The 20911-nt window shown below is 56.1% G+C and carries 21 protein-coding genes; 9 read left to right on the top strand and 12 right to left on the bottom strand.

Translation table 11 applies throughout. The annotated features are described in order from the left end of the window. The first annotated feature begins 2 nt into the window (after positions 1-2). The gene (locus RCCS2_RS14985; protein WP_008235731.1) at positions 3-740 is read left to right on the top strand and encodes an SDR family NAD(P)-dependent oxidoreductase; all 738 of its coding nucleotides are present in this window, start codon (positions 3-5) and stop codon (positions 738-740) included. Positions 741-749: 9 nt separating this feature from the next. Here the strand turns inward: RCCS2_RS14985 and RCCS2_RS14980 are convergent, their stop codons facing one another. After that, positions 750-1892 (bottom strand): alkane 1-monooxygenase, encoded by a 1143-nt coding sequence (locus RCCS2_RS14980; RefSeq protein WP_008235730.1) that lies wholly within the window; start codon positions 1890-1892, stop codon positions 750-752. Between the two features lie 52 nt (positions 1893-1944). Then, positions 1945-2943 carry an A/G-specific adenine glycosylase gene (locus RCCS2_RS14975; protein WP_008235729.1) on the bottom strand — a complete coding sequence of 333 codons (999 nt, stop codon included), beginning with the start codon at positions 2941-2943 and terminating at the stop codon, positions 1945-1947. A gap of 122 nt (positions 2944-3065) precedes the next feature. Between RCCS2_RS14975 and RCCS2_RS14970 the strand changes: the two genes are divergently transcribed. The 3 genes from RCCS2_RS14970 to RCCS2_RS14960 are packed head-to-tail and all read left to right on the top strand — an operon-like array spanning position 3066 to position 5406. Next, the gene (locus RCCS2_RS14970) at positions 3066-3584 is read left to right on the top strand and encodes a DUF721 domain-containing protein (protein WP_008235727.1); all 519 of its coding nucleotides are present in this window, start codon (positions 3066-3068) and stop codon (positions 3582-3584) included. Between the two features lie 2 nt (positions 3585-3586). After that, positions 3587-4252: a DsbA family protein gene (locus RCCS2_RS14965; RefSeq protein ID WP_008235725.1), complete on the top strand. Its 666-nt coding sequence runs from the start codon at positions 3587-3589 to the stop codon at positions 4250-4252. Between the two features lie 32 nt (positions 4253-4284). Then, positions 4285-5406, top strand: a complete 1122-nt coding sequence (locus RCCS2_RS14960) for a CaiB/BaiF CoA transferase family protein (protein ID WP_008235723.1) — start codon at positions 4285-4287, stop codon at positions 5404-5406. Here the strand turns inward: RCCS2_RS14960 and lpxK are convergent. The 6 genes from lpxK to RCCS2_RS14930 all read right to left on the bottom strand — a co-directional run bounded on the left by lpxK (position 5403) and on the right by RCCS2_RS14930 (position 11637). Beyond that, positions 5403-6389 (bottom strand): tetraacyldisaccharide 4'-kinase, encoded by a 987-nt coding sequence (lpxK, locus tag RCCS2_RS14955; RefSeq protein WP_008235721.1) that lies wholly within the window; start codon positions 6387-6389, stop codon positions 5403-5405. The two genes, RCCS2_RS14960 and lpxK, sit on opposite strands and share 4 nt — an antisense overlap. 3 nt (positions 6390-6392) lie before the next feature. After that, positions 6393-7586, bottom strand: a complete 1194-nt coding sequence (locus RCCS2_RS14950; RefSeq protein WP_037294282.1) for a 3-deoxy-D-manno-octulosonic acid transferase — start codon at positions 7584-7586, stop codon at positions 6393-6395. Positions 7587-7608: 22 nt separating this feature from the next. Then, on the bottom strand, positions 7609-7854 hold the full coding sequence (locus RCCS2_RS14945; protein ID WP_008235719.1) for a DUF4170 domain-containing protein: 246 nt from the start codon (positions 7852-7854) through the stop codon (positions 7609-7611). Positions 7855-7890: 36 nt separating this feature from the next. Continuing rightward, positions 7891-8682 carry an inositol monophosphatase family protein gene (locus RCCS2_RS14940; protein WP_008235705.1) on the bottom strand — a complete coding sequence of 264 codons (792 nt, stop codon included), beginning with the start codon at positions 8680-8682 and terminating at the stop codon, positions 7891-7893. After that, the gene (locus RCCS2_RS14935) at positions 8669-10015 is read right to left on the bottom strand and encodes a TldD/PmbA family protein (protein ID WP_008235704.1); all 1347 of its coding nucleotides are present in this window, start codon (positions 10013-10015) and stop codon (positions 8669-8671) included. Before RCCS2_RS14935 ends, RCCS2_RS14940 begins: the two co-directional genes overlap by 14 nt. A 119-nt stretch (positions 10016-10134) precedes the next feature. Further along, positions 10135-11637: a DUF2125 domain-containing protein gene (locus RCCS2_RS14930; RefSeq protein WP_232204286.1), complete on the bottom strand. Its 1503-nt coding sequence runs from the start codon at positions 11635-11637 to the stop codon at positions 10135-10137. A 118-nt stretch (positions 11638-11755) separates the two neighbouring features. Between RCCS2_RS14930 and RCCS2_RS14925 the strand changes: the two genes are divergently transcribed. From RCCS2_RS14925 to RCCS2_RS14905, 5 genes are all read left to right on the top strand, one after another. Further along, a complete protein-coding gene (locus RCCS2_RS14925; RefSeq protein WP_008235702.1) occupies positions 11756-12514 on the top strand; it encodes an SDR family oxidoreductase in 759 nt (252 codons plus the stop codon). Beyond that, positions 12511-13119: an enoyl-CoA hydratase/isomerase family protein gene (locus tag RCCS2_RS14920; protein WP_008235701.1), complete on the top strand. Its 609-nt coding sequence runs from the start codon at positions 12511-12513 to the stop codon at positions 13117-13119. The genes RCCS2_RS14925 and RCCS2_RS14920 overlap by 4 nt, the downstream gene beginning before the upstream one ends. A gap of 57 nt (positions 13120-13176) precedes the next feature. Continuing rightward, entirely contained in the window at positions 13177-14484 is a 1308-nt protein-coding gene (locus tag RCCS2_RS14915; RefSeq protein ID WP_050770834.1) for a mechanosensitive ion channel family protein, read from the top strand. Beyond that, positions 14481-15641, top strand: coding sequence for a TIGR03862 family flavoprotein (locus RCCS2_RS14910; RefSeq protein WP_008235681.1), 1161 nt, complete (start codon positions 14481-14483; stop codon positions 15639-15641). The genes RCCS2_RS14915 and RCCS2_RS14910 overlap by 4 nt, the downstream gene beginning before the upstream one ends. 409 nt (positions 15642-16050) lie before the next feature. Next, positions 16051-16263, top strand: coding sequence for a hypothetical protein (locus tag RCCS2_RS14905; protein ID WP_008235680.1), 213 nt, complete (start codon positions 16051-16053; stop codon positions 16261-16263). Between the two features lie 54 nt (positions 16264-16317). On the opposite strand, the gene holA is transcribed toward RCCS2_RS14905, so the two are convergent. From holA to RCCS2_RS14885, 4 genes are all read right to left on the bottom strand, one after another. After that, on the bottom strand, positions 16318-17340 hold the full coding sequence (gene holA, locus RCCS2_RS14900; protein ID WP_008235679.1) for a DNA polymerase III subunit delta: 1023 nt from the start codon (positions 17338-17340) through the stop codon (positions 16318-16320). Further along, positions 17337-17822, bottom strand: coding sequence for an LPS assembly lipoprotein LptE (lptE, locus tag RCCS2_RS14895; protein ID WP_232204285.1), 486 nt, complete (start codon positions 17820-17822; stop codon positions 17337-17339). Before lptE ends, holA begins: the two co-directional genes overlap by 4 nt. Next, positions 17812-20355, bottom strand: a complete 2544-nt coding sequence (leuS, locus tag RCCS2_RS14890; protein ID WP_008235677.1) for a leucine--tRNA ligase — start codon at positions 20353-20355, stop codon at positions 17812-17814. Before leuS ends, lptE begins: the two co-directional genes overlap by 11 nt. Before the next feature lie 77 nt (positions 20356-20432). Further along, positions 20433-20831 carry a DUF3576 domain-containing protein gene (locus tag RCCS2_RS14885; RefSeq protein ID WP_008235676.1) on the bottom strand — a complete coding sequence of 133 codons (399 nt, stop codon included), beginning with the start codon at positions 20829-20831 and terminating at the stop codon, positions 20433-20435. Positions 20832-20911 lie beyond the last annotated feature (80 nt).

The following is a 20911-nucleotide window of genomic DNA, read 5'->3' as shown; positions in this document are numbered from 1 at the left end:
ACGTGAAAAACTGGCAAGGAAAACGTTACTGGCTTGTTGGCGCAAGCGAGGGGTTGGGACGCGAAGTGGCGTTTACGCTCAGCCGCGCAGGGGCCGAGGTGATTGTTTCTGCCAGATCCGAGGACCGACTGAAAGAACTGGTCGCAGAGCTGCCCGGCAAAGCGTCTTACATCACGGTTGACGTGGCTGACCGTGCAGCGGTCGAGGCAGCGGCGAAAGAGGCGGGCGACATCGACGGTGTCGTGTATCTTGCTGGCGTCTATTGGCCCATGAAAGCACAAGAATGGGATAACGAAAAAGCCGACATGATGGGCGAGGTGAATTTCCTTGGCGCATCACGCGTCGTCGGCGCGGTTATCAAGGATATGGTTGCCAAGAACGCGGGGCATATTGTCCTTGTCGGTTCACTGTCCGGCTTTCGCGGTTTGCCCGGTGCAATCGGATACAGTTCGTCCAAGGCAGGCATGATGTCTTTGGCTGAATCGATGCATGCAGATTTACGGACGTCACCGATTGAAGTTCAACTGATCAATCCCGGCTTTATCAAGACGCGCCTGACAGAAAAGAACGACTTCAACATGCCGTTTATCATGTCACCCGAAGATGCGGCCAAAGAAGTGTTCGAGCATATGAACACGGACGATTTCAAAAAGAGCTTCCCAATGCTCTTTTCCTGGGTCTTCCGCCTGTCGCAGTTTATGCCGGATTGGATGTATTACCGCCTGTTTGGCGCCAAGTAACGTATATCACTACCGCGGCATCGGATTTGTCGCACGTTTATACGGCGTCCAGTTCTTGATCTCGGGATAATACCGCTGCCGCCATTCCTTGACGCGTGGGTTCATGATTTTACGCCACGCCAGCGGCACCAGCGCGATCATTGTCATCAGCGGATAACCATAGGGCAGTTGCGGGGCCTCATCATCATCGTAGGTTTGTAACAACGGAAACCGCCGATTGGGTTTGTAATGGTGATCAGAATGCCGCTGCAAATTGATCAACAGCCAGTTCGACGCCTGTTGTGTGGCGTTCCAGGAATGGCGCGGCAGCACATGTTCATATTTGCCATCGCCAAGGTGTTTGCGGGTTAGGCCATAGTGTTCAACGTAATCCACCAACTCTAACTGGAAAATTGCCCAAAACGCTTGGGTGGCAAATAGAAACACACCCCACCAACCGCCAATTGCAGCCGCGATCAGGACAAACCCAGCTTGCAGTACCAGATAGAACCAAAACGGGTTCGAGCGGTGAAACCAAGGCAAAGATTTGCGCGCCAACATCCCTTTTTCAGCTTTGAAGGATGACACAAGTGATTGGTACAGCACACGGGGGAAAAACCGATAAAAACTTTCGCCATAGCGCGCCGTGACAGGATCGCGCGGGGTGCCGATATAGCGGTGATGGACCAACAGATGTTCAGATCGGAAGTGCGAATAAAGGACCGAGGCGAGCAAAATATCCGCCATCCAGCGTTCCAGCTTGGGCTTTTGATGCATCAACTCATGCGCATAGGTGATCCCGATGGTCCCTGACAGAATGCCCAAAGCGGCGAACAGAAACCACTGCTCAATCGCGGTAAGGTGGCCAGACCCAACCACATATATCATGATACCGAAAATCGTGACCAACTGCACCGCAGGCCACAGCAGGGTGATCAACCGATACCACACAAGCTGATCATCAGGCGTTTCCAGATCGGGGTTTTCGTTGTTCTTGCCAACAACGTAATCCAGCCCCGTAAACAAATACCAGGTTGAGGCCGGCAACAGCGCAATCGCCCAACCCCCATACATCGCAGCAAAGATTGCAATAGGCACCAGCCCTAGCGACAACCAGAATGGCAGCGCGGTCGTGACCTTTGCGATCTTTGGTGTTTGAGGCATTGACGTCATCTGGCCCTCACAACTTTAGACTTATGCAGTTTACAACCAGTAAACCTTTTTCTCAATTGTGGCGTAACGTCATATGGGCCAGATCAAACACTTTGCGCATCGCCGTTGGCAGTGCCGCCGGGCTAAATGCGTCTGGCGTCAGGAACTGTCCGCGCAACGGCTGCGTGTCCAAATCAGCTTGAACGATCATGATCGTCAGTCGCAAATGAAAGTGGGTAAACGTATGGCGTGCCTCTTGCGAAAGTGGTTGCCAGTCGGCCTCAAACGGTGGGTTTTCTTCCGGCTGATCCCCCCAATCGGACCCTGGCCATCCCAACATACCGCCAAGTAATCCCTTTTCAGGGCGCGTTTCCAACAGCCAAGCGCCGTCCGACCTGTGCGCCACATAAACGATCCCAAACCGCGTTGGCGTTTTCTTCTTCGGGGTCTTTTTAGGAAGCTCCGCCGCGGTCCCCGCGACCCGCGCCGCGCAATGATCACGCCAAGGGCAAATCCCGCAAGTAGGGCTGCGCGGCGTGCAAATGGTGGCACCAAGATCCATGACCGCTTGGGCATAGTCGCCGGGGCGGCTTTGGGGCGTCAGTTCGCGCGCCTTGGCCGTCAATGCGCCCTTCGATCCCGGCAAGGGGGCGTGAATATCATAAAGCCGCGCCATCACCCGTTCGACATTGCCGTCAACAACCGTCTCGGACTGATCAAAGGCAATCGCTGCAACTGCTGCTGCCGTATAAGGGCCAACGCCGGGTAATTTCAGCAATTCGTCGTATTTTTCAGGGAAAACGCCATCATATTCAGCAACAACCGCACGCGCGCATTTCAACAGATTGCGCGCCCTGGCATAGTATCCAAGACCTGCCCAAGCGGCCATAACATCAGCATCCTCAGCCGCCGCCAGATCGCGCACTGTCGGCCAAATTCCCATAAACTTGCGATGATAGTCACGCACTGCAGCGACAGTTGTCTGCTGCAACATAATCTCGGACATCCAGACGGCGTAAGGGTCAGGCATAACCCCAGCCTTGCGGTCTGCCGGTGACACACGCCACGGCATTTCACGCGCGTGCACATCGTACCATGCCAAAAGCTCTGAACTAAGGTCACGCAATGTTTATTATCCGTATCATCCTGCGCCACAGACTTGGCGTATTTATCATCTTAGAGTAGGGCTTAGATATGAAACGGCCACAGCACACCAGCACTACGCGCGGTTTTTCCCGTGCGGCGACGTTGATGCAAAGCGATATCCGCAAAGCCAGCGAAGATCGCGGGTTTGCGGTGACGCGTTTGCTGACGCATTGGGCCGAGGTGGTGGGCGAAACCACATCTAAAATCGCAACCCCGGTAAACGTCAGCTATGGCAAAGGCGGCATGGGTGCGACGCTGACATTGCTGACAACAGGCGCCCAAGCGCCAATGTTAGAGATGCAAAAAGAACAAATTCGCGAAAAGGTGAATGCCTGCTATGGCTACCGTGCCATATCGCGGGTACGCGTGACGCAGACAGCGCCAACCGGCTTTGCCGAAGGGCGCGTGGCGTTCAGCCCAGCGCCCAAGGTGAAGAAAGTGCCGGACGCCAAGATGCAATCAGCCGCCAAAGACCTATCTAAAGCGGTGGAAAACGAAAAACTGCGCGCGGCACTGACAGCGCTGGGCGCAAACGTCTTAACAAAACAAAACTCTAATCAGAGGTAGATATGAAACGCAGAACTCTTTTGGCCGCTGGTGGCGGCGCTTTGGTGGCCCTTGGTGCCGGTTGGACACTGACACGACCTGATCCGCAAACAGGGCTTCTGCCCGGTGCCGCAATGGCGCAAACCGCGGATGGCGAAGCACCCGAAGTCGTTGAAATGATCCTTGGTGATCCAAATGCGCCTGTCGAAGTGATCGAATACGCATCCTTCACCTGCCCGCATTGTGCGACGTTCCACGCCAATCAGTTCAAGGCGCTAAAAGAAAACTACATCGACACCGGCCGGATCAAATTCATATACCGCGAGGTTTACTTTGATCGTCCCGGTCTGTGGGCATCGATGATTGCGCGTTGCAGCAATGACGCTGACTTCTTCTTTGCCTTCTCTGAACTGCTTTACGCAGAACAGCGCGAATGGGCAGGTTCTGGCGACCCTGCGACAATCATCGAAGAACTGCGTACCTTGGCAAAGACAGCCGGTTTGGATGATGCAACGCTTGATGCCTGTCTAAGCGATGGCGCAAAAGCCGAGGCGCTGTTCACGTGGTATCAGGAAAATGCCGAACGTGACGAGGTGCGTTCAACACCGACATTCATGATTGATGGGCAGCAGTATTCGAACATGGCGTATGATGAATTCGCTGGTATTCTGGATGGGAAGCTGGGCTAAATCTGGCCTGTGCATGAACTGAAAGAACCGCGATGCAGCCTCTTGCAGGCCTGAAAGTAATTGAACTGGCGCGGGTCCTTGCGGGCCCGCTTGCCGGTCAAACCCTTGCTGATCTTGGTGCCGAAGTGATCAAGATCGAAAGCGCCGAAGGCGATGACACCCGCCAGTGGGGCCCGCCTTTTGTCGATCATGATGGCGAAAAAAGTGCTGCCTATTTCCACTGCTGCAATCGTGGGAAAAAGTCTGTCGTCATCGACCTGCGCACGCCAGAAGGCCAAGCGCAGGTGCGCAAACTGATTGCCGATGCTGATATCCTGATCGAAAACTTCAAGGTTGGCGGCTTGGCCAAATACGGGCTCGACTATACCAGCTTATCGGCATTGAACCCCCGTCTTATCTATTGCTCGATCACCGGGTTCGGGCAAGATGGCCCTTACGCCAAGCGCGCAGGCTATGACTATATCATTCAAGGTATGTCTGGGCTGATATCCGTCACCGGGCCACCCGATGGGCAGCCGCAAAAGGTTGGTGTTGCTGTCACGGATATCTTCACCGGCATCTACGCTTGTACCGGCATCTTAGCGGCTGTGAACCAGCGGCACACAACTGGTAAAGGCCAGCACATTGATATGGCGTTGATGGATGTCGCAACGGCCGTGATGACCAATCAGGCGATGAACTATCTTGCCACTGGCAACGCGCCGCAACGGCTGGGCAATGCACACCCGAACATTGTGCCTTATCAGGTCTTTGATTGTGCGGACGGACATATCATCGTGGCCAGTGGCAATGATGGGCAGTACCAGCAGTTTTGCACGCTTTTGGACTTGCCTGATCTGGCCAGGCATCCTGACTATGCGACCAATGCCGCAAGGTTGAAAAACCGTGACGCGCTGACACTGTCATTAACCGCAAAGACACAGCGCTGGACCAAGGCCGATCTGCTTGCCGCCTGCGAAGAACACGGCGTACCTGCCGGACCGATCAATAATCTGGACGAAACCTTTGCCGACCCGCAAATCATTCATCGCGGTATGCGGGTTGATCTGGACGGCATTCCATCGGTCCGCCTGCCAATCACGTTCTCCGATGCTGATGTCAGCCCAAAAACCGCGTCACCCAAACTGGGCGCCGATCAGGATTTGCTGGACTAAAGGCCAAGCCTGTCGAACGCGGCGTCAACCGGCCCCCAATCGACCAATTGCAGACGGACCGGTAAGGTCAGCACCTTCATGCGAAAACTGTCAGGCAGGCGCACCGCGTCCTTTTCGGTTGTGACCAACTGCGCTTTGCACGCCTCTGCCTCAATTTCCAACCGCTTCATCAACGCATCCGTCAGCGGTTGATGATCGCCCAGCGCCTCTGCCCGGACCAAGGTCGCGCCCATATCGCGCAAGGTGACAAAGAACTTTTCGGGGTGCCCAATGCCAGCAAAGGCCAACAGCTTTAAATCCCGCCACGGCATACCCGTGGGCAAGGGGGCAAGGTGACCAACAAGATGCGGTACCGCAAATAACCAGTCGCTGCTGAACCGGTCTTGGGCATCTGGCGGGCCGATGGATAGCACCAGATCGGCGCGCTGCAAGCCTGCCGTAACCGTTTCACGCAAAGGGCCCGCGGGGATCACCCGGCCATTGCCAAAACCGCGCATGGCGTCCACCACGATAATCGACAGATCCTTTGCCACATCAGGGTTCTGAAACCCGTCATCCAACAAGATCACATCAGCACCTGCCGCCTGCGCAGCCTGCACGCCAGAAGCGCGGTCCTTGGCCACCCATGTTGGCGCAAACGCAGCCAGCAAAAGCGGTTCATCCCCGGTCTGGTCGGCCTTATGCGCGTGCTCATCAACACGCACAGGACCATCCAGATTGCCACCATAGCCCCGCGAAACAACATGCGGTGTCCGGCCACGCGCCATCAAACGTTCAATCAATGCGATCGTCGTCGGCGTCTTGCCTGTTCCACCCGCATTGATGTTACCGACGCAAATCACAGGGACATCTGCATGAACCTTAGGTGCCCGCCGGACGCGCCGCGCTGTCGCCGCGCCATAAAGTGCCGCCAGCGGGCCCAAGGCGCGTGCAACCCATGTTGGCTGATCCGGTGGCGTGAACCAAAACGAAGGGGCGCGCATGACCTACACCAACTCTTCCAGCCGCAGCTGGATAAAGGCTGCAATCCTATTGGTCACGCTTGCCCCGCGCGACGTTACATCCCACGCAGCATGTGCCAGCTGCGCGGCTTTGTCCGCCGCAAGCAAGCTTTCCACATTTGGCCCAAGATCAGACGCAGACCGGATCAAACGCGACGCGCTGGCCGCATTCAGACGCGCGGCGTGCCGCTGATAAGGGGCGACCTGCGGACCATAAAGAACGGCTGATCCCAAAGCAGCCGCTTCAAACGGATCACGGCACCCGCCGCCATCCAGCGTGCCACCCAGATAAGTAATCGGCGCAATGCGGTACCACAGACCAAGCTCTTCTTCGGTATCGACGACATAGACTTGCGTAATTTCCGACGGCGCTGGTTCGGACGAACGCAGGGCCACATTGAAACCGTTCTGGCGCAGCTCATCGGCAATATGCGACGCCATCACCTGATGCTTTGGGACGAAAATCAAAAGCAACCGGTGCGCGCGCCTGCTGGCCACCTGATGGGCAAGCGCGACTTCCTTACATTCCTCTAAAGAGGCCGCAGCGGCCAGCCATACTGGTCGGGTACCAATGGCTGTGGCGATTTCGCTGCGGTCAAGTTCATTGCACGGCAAAGTTGGCGCGCAATCTTCCATCGCACCGGTGACCAAGACGGTTTCAGGCGGCGTTCCGGCCTGAATAAGGCGATCAGCGGCGATTTGATCCATGGCAAAGACAGCCTCAAACTGGGACAAAAGCGACCGCATTGCACCCGGCACCCATGTGCCCGCCACATCATCAAGCCCTTCCGCAGATGCATCAACAAAGATCGTCGGTATTTGCGCGCCGCGCATCTCGGCCAGTAAAATGGGGTCAAGGTCGCTCCTGACCCAAACGCTCATCACGGGTTGCCAATGGGCGATGAAACGGCGGATATCAGCGCGCCCCTGCGGTTCCGGCAGGCATCTGTCCGAAAACACCGGGTTCCAGTCAAGAAGCGTTGCAATCACATGAACCGGGTCGCCATCCTCTGACAGCTTGCGATCAAGCGTTTCTACTGCCGTCAATTGGTCAGGATGGCTGCACCTGGCCCAAATGATCGTCCCTGTGGGGCGTGGCGGTTGCTCTACCTGAGTATTGGGTCGATCCGGCGACCCAAGGCTTGCCAGATAAGCCGCAATTGCGAGGGACCGTGCCATTTTGCGATCCTAATACCCCACGTCAGTTATCAAGCTCTTCGGTAGGCGACGCCTCGGTCTCTTCGTCCCGCAACCGGTGAATATGGGCAATAAAATAGCGCATATGCGCGTTATCAACAGTGCGATGGGCGGCACTTTTCCAGGCATTATAGGCCGTATCATAATCGGGAAACATGCCAACGATATCTATCGCTTCAATGTCCTTGAAAGCGTTCTTGCTGGGGTCGATAAGTTCACCACCGAAAACGAGATGCAGACGCTGTGTCATGGGAATACCTTTGTATGTATACGAGTTGAGGGCAGTCTAGGGGTTTAATTGCTGTGGCTCAAGACGGGCCAGCAGATCACGATGCAAGCCCGATCCCGCGGCAAGCACGCCGGGGACCTGAGGATGCCTGTTATTAAAGTTCAGGGCTGCACCATCTTGATCAGTGATAGCGGCGTTCGCTTCTTCCACGATCAAGGCACCAGCGGCAATGTCCCATTCCCAACTGGGGCGCAAGGTGATCATGCCATCAAACCGCCCCTGTGCAACAAGGCAAAGCCGGTACGCCAGCGACGACCGAAATGCGCGTTTCACTGGCGGTAGCACCCCGTCTTTCCAGAATTTGCCGTCGAAATTCGGTTTAGTGCCCAACAAGGTGGCCCCGTCCATCGGTGCTGTGGTCGCAACAATCGGTTTGCCATTCAGCGTCGCCCCAGCCCCTTTGGCGGCTGCAAACATCAGATCACGCATGGGCAGATAAACAGCAGCGGCGACTGGGGCACCGTTCTGGGCAATCGCAAGTGAATGCGCCCAATCCTTGCTGCCCTCGATAAAGGCGCGCGTGCCATCAATGGGGTCAATGATAAACTGATGGGTTGTATCCAACCGGGCTGGATTGTCTTCAGTTTCTTCGGACAACCAGCCATAATCTGGACGGGCCGCCTGCAGAAACCCCTCAAGCATCGCATTGACTGCAAGGTCGCCTGCGGTCACTGGCCCTGCCCCGTCCGGCTTATCAGTTACATCAGGGTTTTGCTGAAAATACTGCTTGGCAATGTCACCCGACCGGCGCGCCGCCGCGATCAGCAACGCAAGGTCAGTCTCCGGCAAGTGTCAGCCCCTCGACCAGCAAGGACGGAACGACGCGCGACAAATGCATGCGCCCGTCGTTGGCTGGTACAATGGTTTTTAGCACGTCGCGCAAGTTTCCCGCGACGGTGCATTCGTTGACAGGATATGTAATCTCACCGTTCTCAACCCAAAACCCTGCGGCACCGCGCGAATAATCACCGGTATTCGGGTTGATGGTTGAACCAATCATCGAAGTCACCAGCAACCCGGTGCCCATATCTTTGATCAGGTCGGCGCGCGACTTGTCACTTTGGGTCAGCGCCACATTGGTCAGGCTTGGCGATGGTGGCGAACTGGTCCCACGGGCAGCATTGGCCGTGCTGTCCATGCCCAGCTTGCGACCTGTCGCAAGGTCCAGCGTCCAGCCTGTCAGCACACCATCATCGACAATCGCGCGCTGCGATGTGGCTAACCCTTCGGCATCAAAAAGGCGCGATCCGGTGACACGGGCGCGATGTGGATCTTCGATGACCGACAGACCTTTTGGTAATACCTGCTGGCCCACCGCATCGCGCAACCAGCTGGAACCACGGGCGATCATCATGCCGTTCGTGGCCTGCAACAGGCTGCCAATCAATGTGCTTGCGACGCGTTCATCGAAAAGTACCGGAAACGCACCTGTCTGCGGCTTCTTTGCGCCGGCCCGTTCAACCGCGCGTTCAGCCGCAATGCGGCCAATCTCTTCAGCGTCCCGCAAATCAGCCTGAAACACGCGGCTGTCATAGTCATAGTCGCGTTCCATCGCATTGCCAGTCCCGCTGATTGCGACACATGACAGGCCACGGTCACTACGCGCGTACCCAGCCGAGAACCCGTTAGACGCAGCCAAATGAATGCGGCGGCGACCATAACCAGCGGATGCCGATTGAACCTGACTGATCCCTGTATTGCGCAAAGCGGCAGCTTCGGCACGGGTCGCGTCGTCTTGCAGGGCCGCCGGGTCAGGTTCTTCGCTTGGATCGAAAAGCTCTAACGCTTCTGTTGCCGTGTTTGTTGTCAACTGGGACGGATCAGCCAGACCAGCATGGGGATCTTCAGGGGCCTCCTTGGCCATCGCAACAGCACGTTCGGCCATTTGGGTCAGTGTATCGGGCTTGGTATCAGACGAAGATACACAGGCCTGCCGCTGACCCACGAAGACACGCAAACCAATGTCAACACCTTCGGACCGTTCTGCCTGTTCCAAGGCCCCTTCGCGGACGGTGATCGACACGGATGTCCCATCTACCGCTATCGCGTCAGCAGCATCTGCACCAGCGCGCTTGGCAGCTTGCAAAATTTGGTCAGAAAGATCGGAAAGAGATTGGGTCATCAGGTATCCTTTGGTTGATCAATGACCTAGTGCGCCGGGGTCAAACCCGCAAGGCCAAGGCCATGCACAAAAAAAGGCGCGGGTGTTTCCACCCGCGCCCCGTTATTGAATTGAACCGCTTAGCGCACGCGGTTGCCATTCACATTAACCTGACCGTTTGGCAAAACCTCTAAAGAGGTTTCCATCTGATCGTCACCGGTGGACCGGGCAAACATGCCGACCATCATGCGCGCACCCATCACGTCTTGCTCTGGCACCAGACCCATCGCCACGAGGTTATCAAGCAAGCCGTTGAAACCAGTGATCTCAAGCGATGCTTCACCTTCCGGCCGCGGCATCGGTGCAAAACTTTGCATGTCGGTGTTATCGAACGTAAACGCACCTTCGCCGGTCAGCTTGGCGCCAGCCGCATCAACGTTCAACGTATCAAGCGTGACAGACTCCAGCTCGTACGGCAGTTCGCCGCTATCCATCACAGCCTGCTGTTCTGGATCGAACATATCAAACAATGACTTGGCTGTTCCGCTCATCGCAAGCTGGATCGTCGCCGGATCGCGGGGCAGGACATTGCCACCATCAAAAAGGTTCCAGATTGCATCGCTGATGTTCAGATCAACCAGATCAAAACCAATGGCGAAATCAGACGATTCGCCAGCGCTTCCTGTTGGCATCAAAAAGTTGACGCCGTATTGCGCGAGGCTCAGTTCAATTGGCAAAGGAAAGTCGCTGGATACAACATTCAGCACAAGATCATCTGTTTTAGAGGTGTAGCCAAGTTTGCTGCTGCTCATCTCGGCTGACAGCATTGATGACCCCATGCTAAGAGCACCAGACGCCTGATCGCCTTCTGCGTTGACATCAAAGACATAATCACCGCTTTCAATGGTATAGCCACCAGCCATCGCAAAACCACCGTCTACGAATGTATCAGCATCATTGAAATCGGCGTCCAGTGGCATCGACATTTCAGCCTGCATCGTCAGGCTGTCCATCTTGCCCCCACCGGTGACGTATTCGCCATTCCCGCCCGGGATTTGAAAATCGACAAGCAGATCGACCGACGCAACCGTACCATTATAAGAGATGTTCCGCATATCATCGACCGCAACGTTATACGTCAGATCAACGTCGTTCATCGCAATCTCTGCGTCACCCGTAAAGGTGACATCGCCGTCGACCACATCTTGCAGTGCAATCAAATACTGGTCTGCCGTGATGTCATAATCCATCGCATCCGGATCACCGCCAACGATCATTTCCATGTTCTGCTGGCTGACTATAACGGTGACGACCACGCCATCGTCGCCTGTCACAACAACAGGATAGCTGTCGTCCATCGTCACACGCACAGTACCGTCGGATTGTTCATTGAACGTGATCGTATCAATCGTGACCTCAGCTGTGACATCATCATCGGATGCACGCACTGCAAGGTCACGAACTGTCAGCACACCGCTGGATGTTTCTTCCGCACCAATGGTCAGGCTGTCCTCGCCATAAAGGGCCAACTGCGCCTTCCAGTCCTCCCAGACTTGCGCGGCCGTCACGTCGGCGTTTGCAGCACTGCCAGCAATTAACGCGGCGAGGCAAACAGCGCTGCGCATTCCAGTTGAATAGGTCATATAAAGTCCTTTCGTTATCACTCTTTCAGAACGCGCCATGGCTTCCTAATATGCCAACAAAGCGCGTTGCTTTAAGCCAGTAAGTAGCCATACCCAGCGTAATCCGAAAGGGACTGCCATGAAAAATATCAATTTAGTCGGGAAAACCGTACTTATCACCGGGGCCAGCCGCGGAATTGGCGAAGCTGCGGCCCATGCGTTTGCCAAGGCAGGCGCAAATGTGGCTCTTGTCGCGCGCAGCACTGACGATATCGCCGAGATTGCAGGAAAAATCGGCGAAAAGGCGCTGGCGATCCCCTGTGACGTCTCGCGTTACGCAGAGGTTGCATCGGCAGTTGAAGCGACTGCACAAACTTTTGGCGGATTGGATATCCTGATTAACAACGCAGGCATCGTCGACCCCATTGGCCACCTGCAAGACACCGATCCAGAGGCATGGTCGCGCACGATCGACATTAATGTCAAAGGCGTGATGCACGGGCTGCATGCCGTGATGCCGGGGATGATCGCGCAGGGGCACGGCACGATCATCAACATCTCATCCGGCGCCGCACATGGCCCGGTGGAAGGGTGGACAGCCTACTGTAGCTCAAAGGCGGCGGTCTATATGCTGACACGGGCTGCAGACAAGGAATCCCGCGATAAGGGTCTGCGCATCATGGGCCTGTCCCCCGGCACTGTCGCCACCCAGATGCAGCGCGAAATCAAGGCGTCGGGTATTAACCCCGTCAGTCAGCTTGATTGGTCTGTCCATATTCCACCGGAATGGCCGGCACAGGCGCTTTTGTGGATGTGCACGCCGGACGCGGACAACTATCTGGGCGATGACGTGCACCTGCGTGAAGACGACATTCGCAAAAAGGTCGGCCTTATATGATCCGTTGCGACAAGGACGGTGATATTTGGACCGTCACGATTGACCGCCCCGACAAGGCTGGCGCATTGACGCGCGAAATGCTGACAGAGCTTGCAGATATTGCCGAGTGCGCGCAGGCGGCCAAGCTCTTTATCCTGACGGGGACTGGCGGCGTCTTTAGCGCAGGTGCGGATCTTGATGCCGCACGCGCAGGCCTTGCCACTGATCCGGTGTGGGAACGTCTTTCCACCGCGATTGCCAACCTGCCAGGGTTCAGCATTGCCGCTTTGAACGGCACTGTGGCAGGCGGTGCCTTTGGCATGGTGTTGGCCTGTGATCTGCGGATCGCCGTGGCCAAAGCAAAGTTCTTTTACCCCGTGATGAAGCTTGGCTTTCTACCCCAGCCCTCTGATCCCCCGCGCCTTGTTGGGTTGATCGGGGCAGCACGTGCGAAACTGATCCTGATGGCGGGGCAAAAAATCACGGCTGAACAAGCGCAGGACTGGGGCTTGGTGGACCAGATTGTTGCGGAGGATGCGCTGCATGAAACAGCCCTTGCGCTGGGTGCGGACGTGCTGCTTGCGGCACCCGACCATATTGCAGGCATCAAGGGCATGACGGCTTAGTCTTGTGTCTTGAACTGGCAGGCGTCAGAACAAATGAAACGGGATGGGACAGCCCTTATGGAACCAGCAACACTGACCGACCAAGCACGTGACGCATTCGATCAGGCGCTGATCTTGGCGCAAGACTGGCTTTTGTCGCCTGCCGCCTGGTCGCAGTTCGCGCTGTTGATCGGGGCGTACCTGCTGGCGCGGTTGGTCAATCGGATCGTGGCACATCGGATTGCGTTACTACTGACACCAGAGGCGACCAACCAATCCATTCTGGCCAAGGCACGCCGGTTCATTCTGATCTTCCTACCCCTCTTGCTGCCGCTGCTGGCCTATGGTTTCACCGCGATAGGTGAGGTGGTGACCCGATCGCTCTTTGGTTCTGGTGCTGTCATCGCATTCGGCAAACGGGTCTTTTTGTTGCTTGCCGCACGCGCGCTTGCCAAACATATCATCACCGATCCATTTCTACGGACGTTGGCCAAATACGTACTGGTTCCTGTCGCCGCGCTTTATGCGGTTGGTTTCCTCGACGAAGTGATCGCAGCACTTGATGGCGCTCAGGTCAATTTGGGCAACATCAGCTTCTCTGCGCTGGCCATCGTCCGCGGCATTATTGCTGGCAGCTTCTTGTTCTGGTTGGGCCAATGGTCCAATTCGCAATCGTCATCCTATATTGACCGACAACCGATGCGTCCGGCCATCCGGCAACTGGCGATCAAGTCATCCGAGTTTGCGATCTTCGCCATCGCCTTCCTGGTCTTGATGAATATCATGGGGATCAGCCTCAGCTCACTGGCGATCATCGGCGGAGCCATCGGTGTGGGCCTTGGGTTTGGTCTGCAAAAGATTGCATCGAACTTTATTTCCGGTGTGATCCTGATGGTCGAAGGGCAAGCAACCGTCGGTGACTATGTCGAACTGGACGGCGGCGAGGCGGGTACAATCATCAAGATGATGGCCCGTGCGACGATCCTTGAGACCTTTGATGGTCGGTGGATCGTGGTACCGAATGAGGATTTTATCACCACACGAGTGGTCAACTACTCTGATTCCGGGTCGGCCAACCGTTTGGAAGTTCCGTTTTCTGTTAGCTACGACACCGACATCAACAAGGTGCCCGCGATCATCGAAGCGGCTGTTTCAAAACACCCCGGTGTCTTGCAATTGCCTGAAGGTCCAGATTGTGAATTGCGCGGCTTCGGTGACAGCGGTGTTGATTTCGGGGTGGAATTCTGGGTCGAAGGGATCGACGACGGCAAAAATAAATACGCATCCGACGTCCTTTTCCTTGTCTGGAATGCATTAAAGGAAAATGACATCGAAATCCCCTATCCACACCGTGTTGTAGAACTTAAAGGTCCGATCCCCACGTGACAGATGCCGTTGTTATCGGTGCAGGCCCAGCTGGCCTGATGGCAGCAGAAATGCTGGGCAAGGCCGGGCTTTCAGTCACTGTCGCTGATGCCATGCCATCGGTTGGGCGCAAGTTCCTGATGGCCGGCAAATCCGGGCTGAACATCACCAAGGCTGAACCACAGGCTGCGTTTTTAGCCAACTATGGTGGCGACATGCCTGTCGCGCTTAAGACCGCGCTGGACCAATTTGGGCCAGATCAGGTGATTGCCTGGGCGGAAGGATTGGGACAACATGTGTTCATCGGATCAACGGGACGGGTGTTTCCATCCGTTATGAAGGCATCACCGCTGTTGCGGGCATGGCTTGCGCGGTTAAGCGGCTTTGGCGTGCGCATTGAAACCCGTTGGCGCTGGCACGGTTGGCAAGGCGATGCCTTAGTGTTTGAAACGCCATCGGGTCTGCAAAACATGACGCCAAAAGTGACCATCCTTGCCACAGGCGGCGCAAGCTGGGCGCGTCTGGGGGCGGACGGGCAATGGGCCGCGCATCTGCCAAATGACGTCGCGCAATTTGAACCCGCCAACATGGGCTTTATCGTTAATTGGTCCGACCATATAAAACCCCACCTTGGCGCACCGGTGAAATCGGTCGCTCTTATGGCTGGGGGGCAGACCTCGCGCGGTGAGTTCATTATCTCAGAACGTGGGATTGAAGGCGGCGGGGTTTATATGGTTTCGCGCGCAATGCGTCTGGGTGCAAAGCTGACCATTGATTTGAAACCAGATTGGCCACTAGAGAAAGTATCTGCCGCACTGCGCAAACCGCGTGGCAAATCCACCCTTTCGAACCATCTGCGCAAAGTGTTGAAATTCACGCCCGCGCAAACCGCATTGCTCTCCGAATTCGGTCGCCCGTTTCCCGATGACCTGACATCATTGATCAAGGCACTACCTGTCACCCATCAAGGGCCACGGCCGATAGACGAAGCAATCTCGACCGCGGGTGGCGTGCGGTTTGATGCATTAACGGATAACCTGATGATCACACATAAACCGGGCGTGTTCTGTGCAGGCGAAATGCTGGATTGGGAAGCACCAACAGGTGGTTACCTGATCACCGGGTGCCTCGCGACCGGGGCCTTGGCGGGCATGCAGGCCGCTGCATTTGCAACGTAAGCCAACATCACCGCCAGTGCGAAATCAGGCGTCGGCTGCACTCGGACGTCAGAGAATCCCTGCCCGCATGTCACTAAAGTCCGGGCTTTGCCTATTTTTGCGGCGGGAACTGTTGCCAAATTGCACCTATTCTAGGCTGCTTTCGCGGCATATATCGGAAAAGGATCTTGGGTAGGGCAAACGATTGCTTAGACAGAAGATACGTAAGCTACTGTTATAGTTAAATAATATTTCTCACGTTGCGCTTGCTTCGCGATATACATCTATCCTCGGCATCATACCGCGCAATTACGCGGACTGTTCCATCAATTTTCACATCTAGGATTCAGCGCCGATCCCTGATTCAATGTAGAAATGTGGGTAGGTCACGCTTTGACCTCACCGCCCCGTGCATGAATGGAGTATTAATATGCGCTTTACAACAACACTCGCCGCTGCCGCAGCTATTGCAGTTTCCGGCGTAGCCGCCACCGCTGGTGGTATGTCCGACGAAGTTATGGAAGCACCAGTTGTGATGGCTGAGCCAGCACCTGCACCTGCAGCTTCTTCTGTAAGCCCAACTTACGTTGTTCTGGGTGTGCTTGCAGCACTTCTGATCGCTGCGGCCGTCAACGAAGACTAAATCAAGGTCTACGACTTTGATGGAAAAGGCAGGCTTCGGCCTGCCTTTTTCGTGTCAACGCCGCGCCAGCATCGCCAGCCTGATTAAAACACGCTCCATCAGCGCATTAGGCGGCGCCGTATTTGCAGAGCGCAATTGCAAATCTACATCGGTCAGCGCCGTCAGCGCCTTTTCCAATCGGTCGCGGCCCCAATGGCTGGCCTGCCCTACCATTTTATCACGGCGCGGACCAAAGACAGGCGGTCTTAGCCTGCCTGCCCCTGCGGCTGGGCCGCCCGGGTCACTTGCCACCACATGTAATCTGCGGAAATGGCGCATCGCACCAATGCTTAACGTAACGGGCGTGACACCCTGCGCATACAGATTGCGAAGCAACGGTCCCAGACGGTCCGCCTGCCCTGTGGTCACAATTTCAAGCACGTCATCCACATCAACCTCGGCGGATTGCGGTGCATTTGCGGTCAGATCAGCAATACTTAGCGGGCTATCGTCACCGCGCTTATAAAGGCTGACTTTCTCAATCATTTGCCGGAAATCCCCTGGCTCAAGGCTATTGGCCAGTGACATCAGGGTGTCCATCACATCGCGTTCCGGTTGGATCACACCAGCATCTTTCAGCGCCTGCTCGACGTCTGCAATCGTCGGGGGAGCGTCGTACAGACCAATCGACACGGCATTGCTATGCCCCTCAACCACCTTGCGCAGCGCGGATTTGGCCGTCAACTGCCCCGCGGTAATCACCACTTGCGCGTCGCCGGCCTGCCAATCTGACAGGGCTGCTGCAATCACCTTAGATAATCCATCTGTCGCATCTTCGACAAAAGCGACGCGGTGCCCGGGAAAGAACCCCTGCGCCTTAATCGCGTCATCCAACAAGGCAGGGTCTTTGCGCAGATCGGCGGCGTTGATACGCGTCAGGCGCATCTCTTCTTCGCCTTGCGGGCCCACCATCGCGTTGATGACCTGTTGGCGCTTGTCGGCCACGCGCATCGGATCAGCACCAAAGATCAAAAGCGCCGTATGCGACAGGTCTGGCTGACGGAAATAGGTGTTGGCGGCCGCACCTGTCAGCTTCATTGCGGCAGCTCGAGGCCAAGGACAAGGACACGACTGACAATCAGGTCAGCCAGAATAATGGAAAGCCGGGCATTCGCATCGTCCCGTGTTGCTTGGGTTGCGATGGTCGACCCGGTGGCGGAATAACTGGTAAACGCATCAACCTCCCCGCCGTCTATGACCTGCCCGCTATCAAGTGACACCAATGACCACGTCGCCGTGCCAATAACGTTGAAACGCGACGTATCACCATCTGACGCAATCGCCGCCGCCCGTTGGGACGCGCGCACAGTCGTTTTCAGCGCGTATCGCGGTGCTGTACTGCGGCCAAGCCGGTCTTCCAACCGCTGACGCAAACGAAAACCGGCAACGCTTTCGTCAGTTTCGAATAAGACCTGCCCTTTCAGCGCGCTACCATCACCGTATATTGGCGCAAAGCCGCAACCGGCCAGCCCCATCAAACCGATGAGCATCGTACGGCGGGGGATCAGCTTAGATGACAATGTTCACAATCCGTCCGGGGACGACGATCAGCTTTTTGGGTGCCGCACCGCCAAGGGCGGTTTGCACGACCTCCAAATCCATCGCCATCTTTTCAACCGCATCTTTCGATGCATCGGCGGCCACCTGAATTTCGGCGCGCCGTTTGCCGTTGATCTGGATCGGCATGGTCACTGTGTCTTCCACCAGCATCGCCTCATCCGCAACTGGCCACGGCGCATTCGCGATCAGGCCCTCACCGCCCAGCATAGACCAGATTTCTTCGGACAAGTGCGGGGTCATGGGGGACATCAACTGCGCCAGAACCTTAGCCGCCTGCCGCTTGGCCGATCCACCTGCTTTGGATTTCGCCAGCACATTGGTAAAAGCATAAAGCTTTGCAATCGCGGCATTAAAACCAAACGTCTCGACCCCCATGGTCACGTCATGGATCGCCTTATGCATCGCGCGCAGCAGGTCTTCATCATCCGTGCTTGTGTCTTCATCCATGGCGGCAATATCGGTCGCCACGCGATGCACACGGTTCAGGTGCTTGAACGTCGCCTCAGCGCCAGAGGCTGTCCACTCCACGTCCCGTTCGGGCGGGCTGTCAGACAGGACGAACCAACGGGCGGTGTCGGCACCGTATTTGGCGAGGATATCATCGGGATCAACGACATTCTTTTTGGATTTTGACATTTTGGCCGAAGGCACGATCTGCACCTCGGTCCCATCCGCCAGCTTTCCATCAGTGACATCCTCTGGCAGGTGGTAAACCGGACGGCCCTTTTCATCAGTCGTTTGATAAATCTCATGTGTTACCATGCCTTGCGTGAACAGTGCATTAAACGGCTCTTCGGTACCTTGCGGCAGGTGGCCTGTCATTTGCATCGCGCGGGCAAAGAAGCGGCTGTAGAGCAGGTGCAGAATCGCATGTTCGATCCCGCCAATATACTGGTCGACGTTCATCCAATAAGAGGCATCTTCCAGATTTGTCGGTGTGTCGGCGTCAGGCGACGTGAAGCGAGCAAAATACCATGACGAATCCACAAACGTATCCATCGTGTCGGTCTCACGCTGCGCTGGCTTACCGCAAGATGGGCAGGCGCAGTCACGCCACGTCGGATGACGGTCCAGTGGGTTGCCGGGGGTGTCGAAGCTCACGTCATAAGGCAGCTCAACCGGCAGGTTTTCTTTCTTTTCAGGCACCACACCGCAGTCGTCACAATGCACAACGGGGATCGGACAGCCCCAATAACGCTGACGACTCAGGCCCCAGTCGCGCAGGCGAAATTTGGTAACGCCATTGCCAATACCATTGGCCTCGCAGAACGCAATCGCGGTGGCGATGCCTTCGTCGCCCGTTTGCTCGGTTTCACCTGCAAAGCCGCGGATGTAGATCACTTTTTCAGACTTGGGCGGGACGTAAGCGTCACCGCCATCCTCTGGCATCTTAATGCCTTCGTCATTGACGGGGGCATATGTGCTAATCACAGGCAGGTCATATTTGCGCGCAAAATCCAGATCGCGCTGGTCATGCGCAGGGCAGCCAAAGATCGCCCCAGTGCCATAGTCCATCAGGATAAAGTTCGTGATGTAAACCGGCAGATCAGGCTGCCCCTTCAACGGGTGTTTTACTGTCAGACCAGTGTCATGACCCAGCTTATCAGCCTTCTCAATCGCTTCGGCGGTTGTCCCACCCTTGCGGCATTCAGCGCAGAAGGCCGCAACAGTGTCGTCTTTCGCTTCCAATTTCTTGGCCAGCGGATGATCCGGGGAAATACCCACAAAGGACGCCCCCAACAGCGTGTCGGGTCGGGTTGTATAAACCTCAATCTCGCCACCGTTGGTACGCTGAAAAGCAAACTGCAATCCGCGCGACTTACCGATCCAGTTCGCCTGCATCAGTTTCACCTTGGCGGGCCAATTGTCCAGCCCGTCAATTGCACTCAGCAATTCTTCGGAATAATCGCTGATTTTGAAGAACCATTGCACCAGTTCGCGCCGTTCAACCTCGGCCCCGGATCGCCAGCCCTTGCCGTCAATCACCTGCTCATTGGCCAGCACGGTCATATCGACCGGGTCCCAGTTCACGACCGCTTTCTTACGGTAAATCAGGCCCTTGGACAGGAAATCAATGAACAGGGCCTGTTGCTGGCCATAGTATTTGGGATCACAAGTCGCGAATTCGCGTGACCAGTCAATCGACAGGCCCAGCGGCTTCATCTGCGCCTTCATGTCGGCGATGTTGCTATAGGTCCAATCCTTGGGGTGACCCCCCGATGCCATCGCCGCATTTTCGGCTGGCATCCCGAACGCATCCCAACCCATTGGGTGCAGGATATTGTGACCGGTCGCCAGCTTATAGCGCGCAATCACGTCGCCCATGGTGTAGTTGCGCACATGGCCCATATGGATGCGGCCGGACGGATAGGGAAACATCTCAAGCACGTAATACTTGGGCTTATCAGCGCTGCGTTCCGCCTTAAAGGTCTGGGCATCAGCCCATGCATCTTGCCATTTCGCCTCGATTTCGGCGGGAGAGTAAGTCGTCATCTTATCGGTCTTTCGAAAAAAGCAAAACGCCGGGCAGTGGGCCCGGCGCTATTCATAATCGGGCTTGGTGCCGATGGCTATAGTGCGCCGTCGGCAATCCGTAACTGGCGGGCACGTGCTAGGATTGCGTCGGTCACGGCACGTTCGGTTTCAACGGCGACCGGGCCGTTACGGGTCAGCAAACTAACGTTGAGCGAGCGGGCATCCATCGCAGGGTCTTTCACCTGCACGGTGGCACGATAAGCACGGCCACTGCCCGGGGGCGTCCCAAAGCCCGTGGTAATCACACCTGTAAAAGGATCCGCTGTTTGCACTGGCAGGAAGCTTAGCACATCAAGGGATGCCGCCCACAGATAGCGGTTCACAGCCACGCTTTCCGCCCCGCGGGGGGTTGGCGGTGTGCCGCTGCCGCAAGCGACCAAAGCTCCAATCAATGCAACAGATAAAAAAGCACGTTTCGTAAGGAGCATAGCCATCCATTCATCCTATCGCGACCTGAGTTACTGACGGCACCGTGTCGCTGCAAGCCGACAGACCCACTACGTATATAAAAACA

It is taken from the genome of Roseobacter sp. CCS2 (assembly GCF_000169435.1).
Lineage (GTDB): Bacteria > Pseudomonadota > Alphaproteobacteria > Rhodobacterales > Rhodobacteraceae > Yoonia.
The sequence above is the reverse complement of the archived record's forward strand: the minus strand, read 5'-3'. Positions and strand labels throughout refer to the sequence as shown.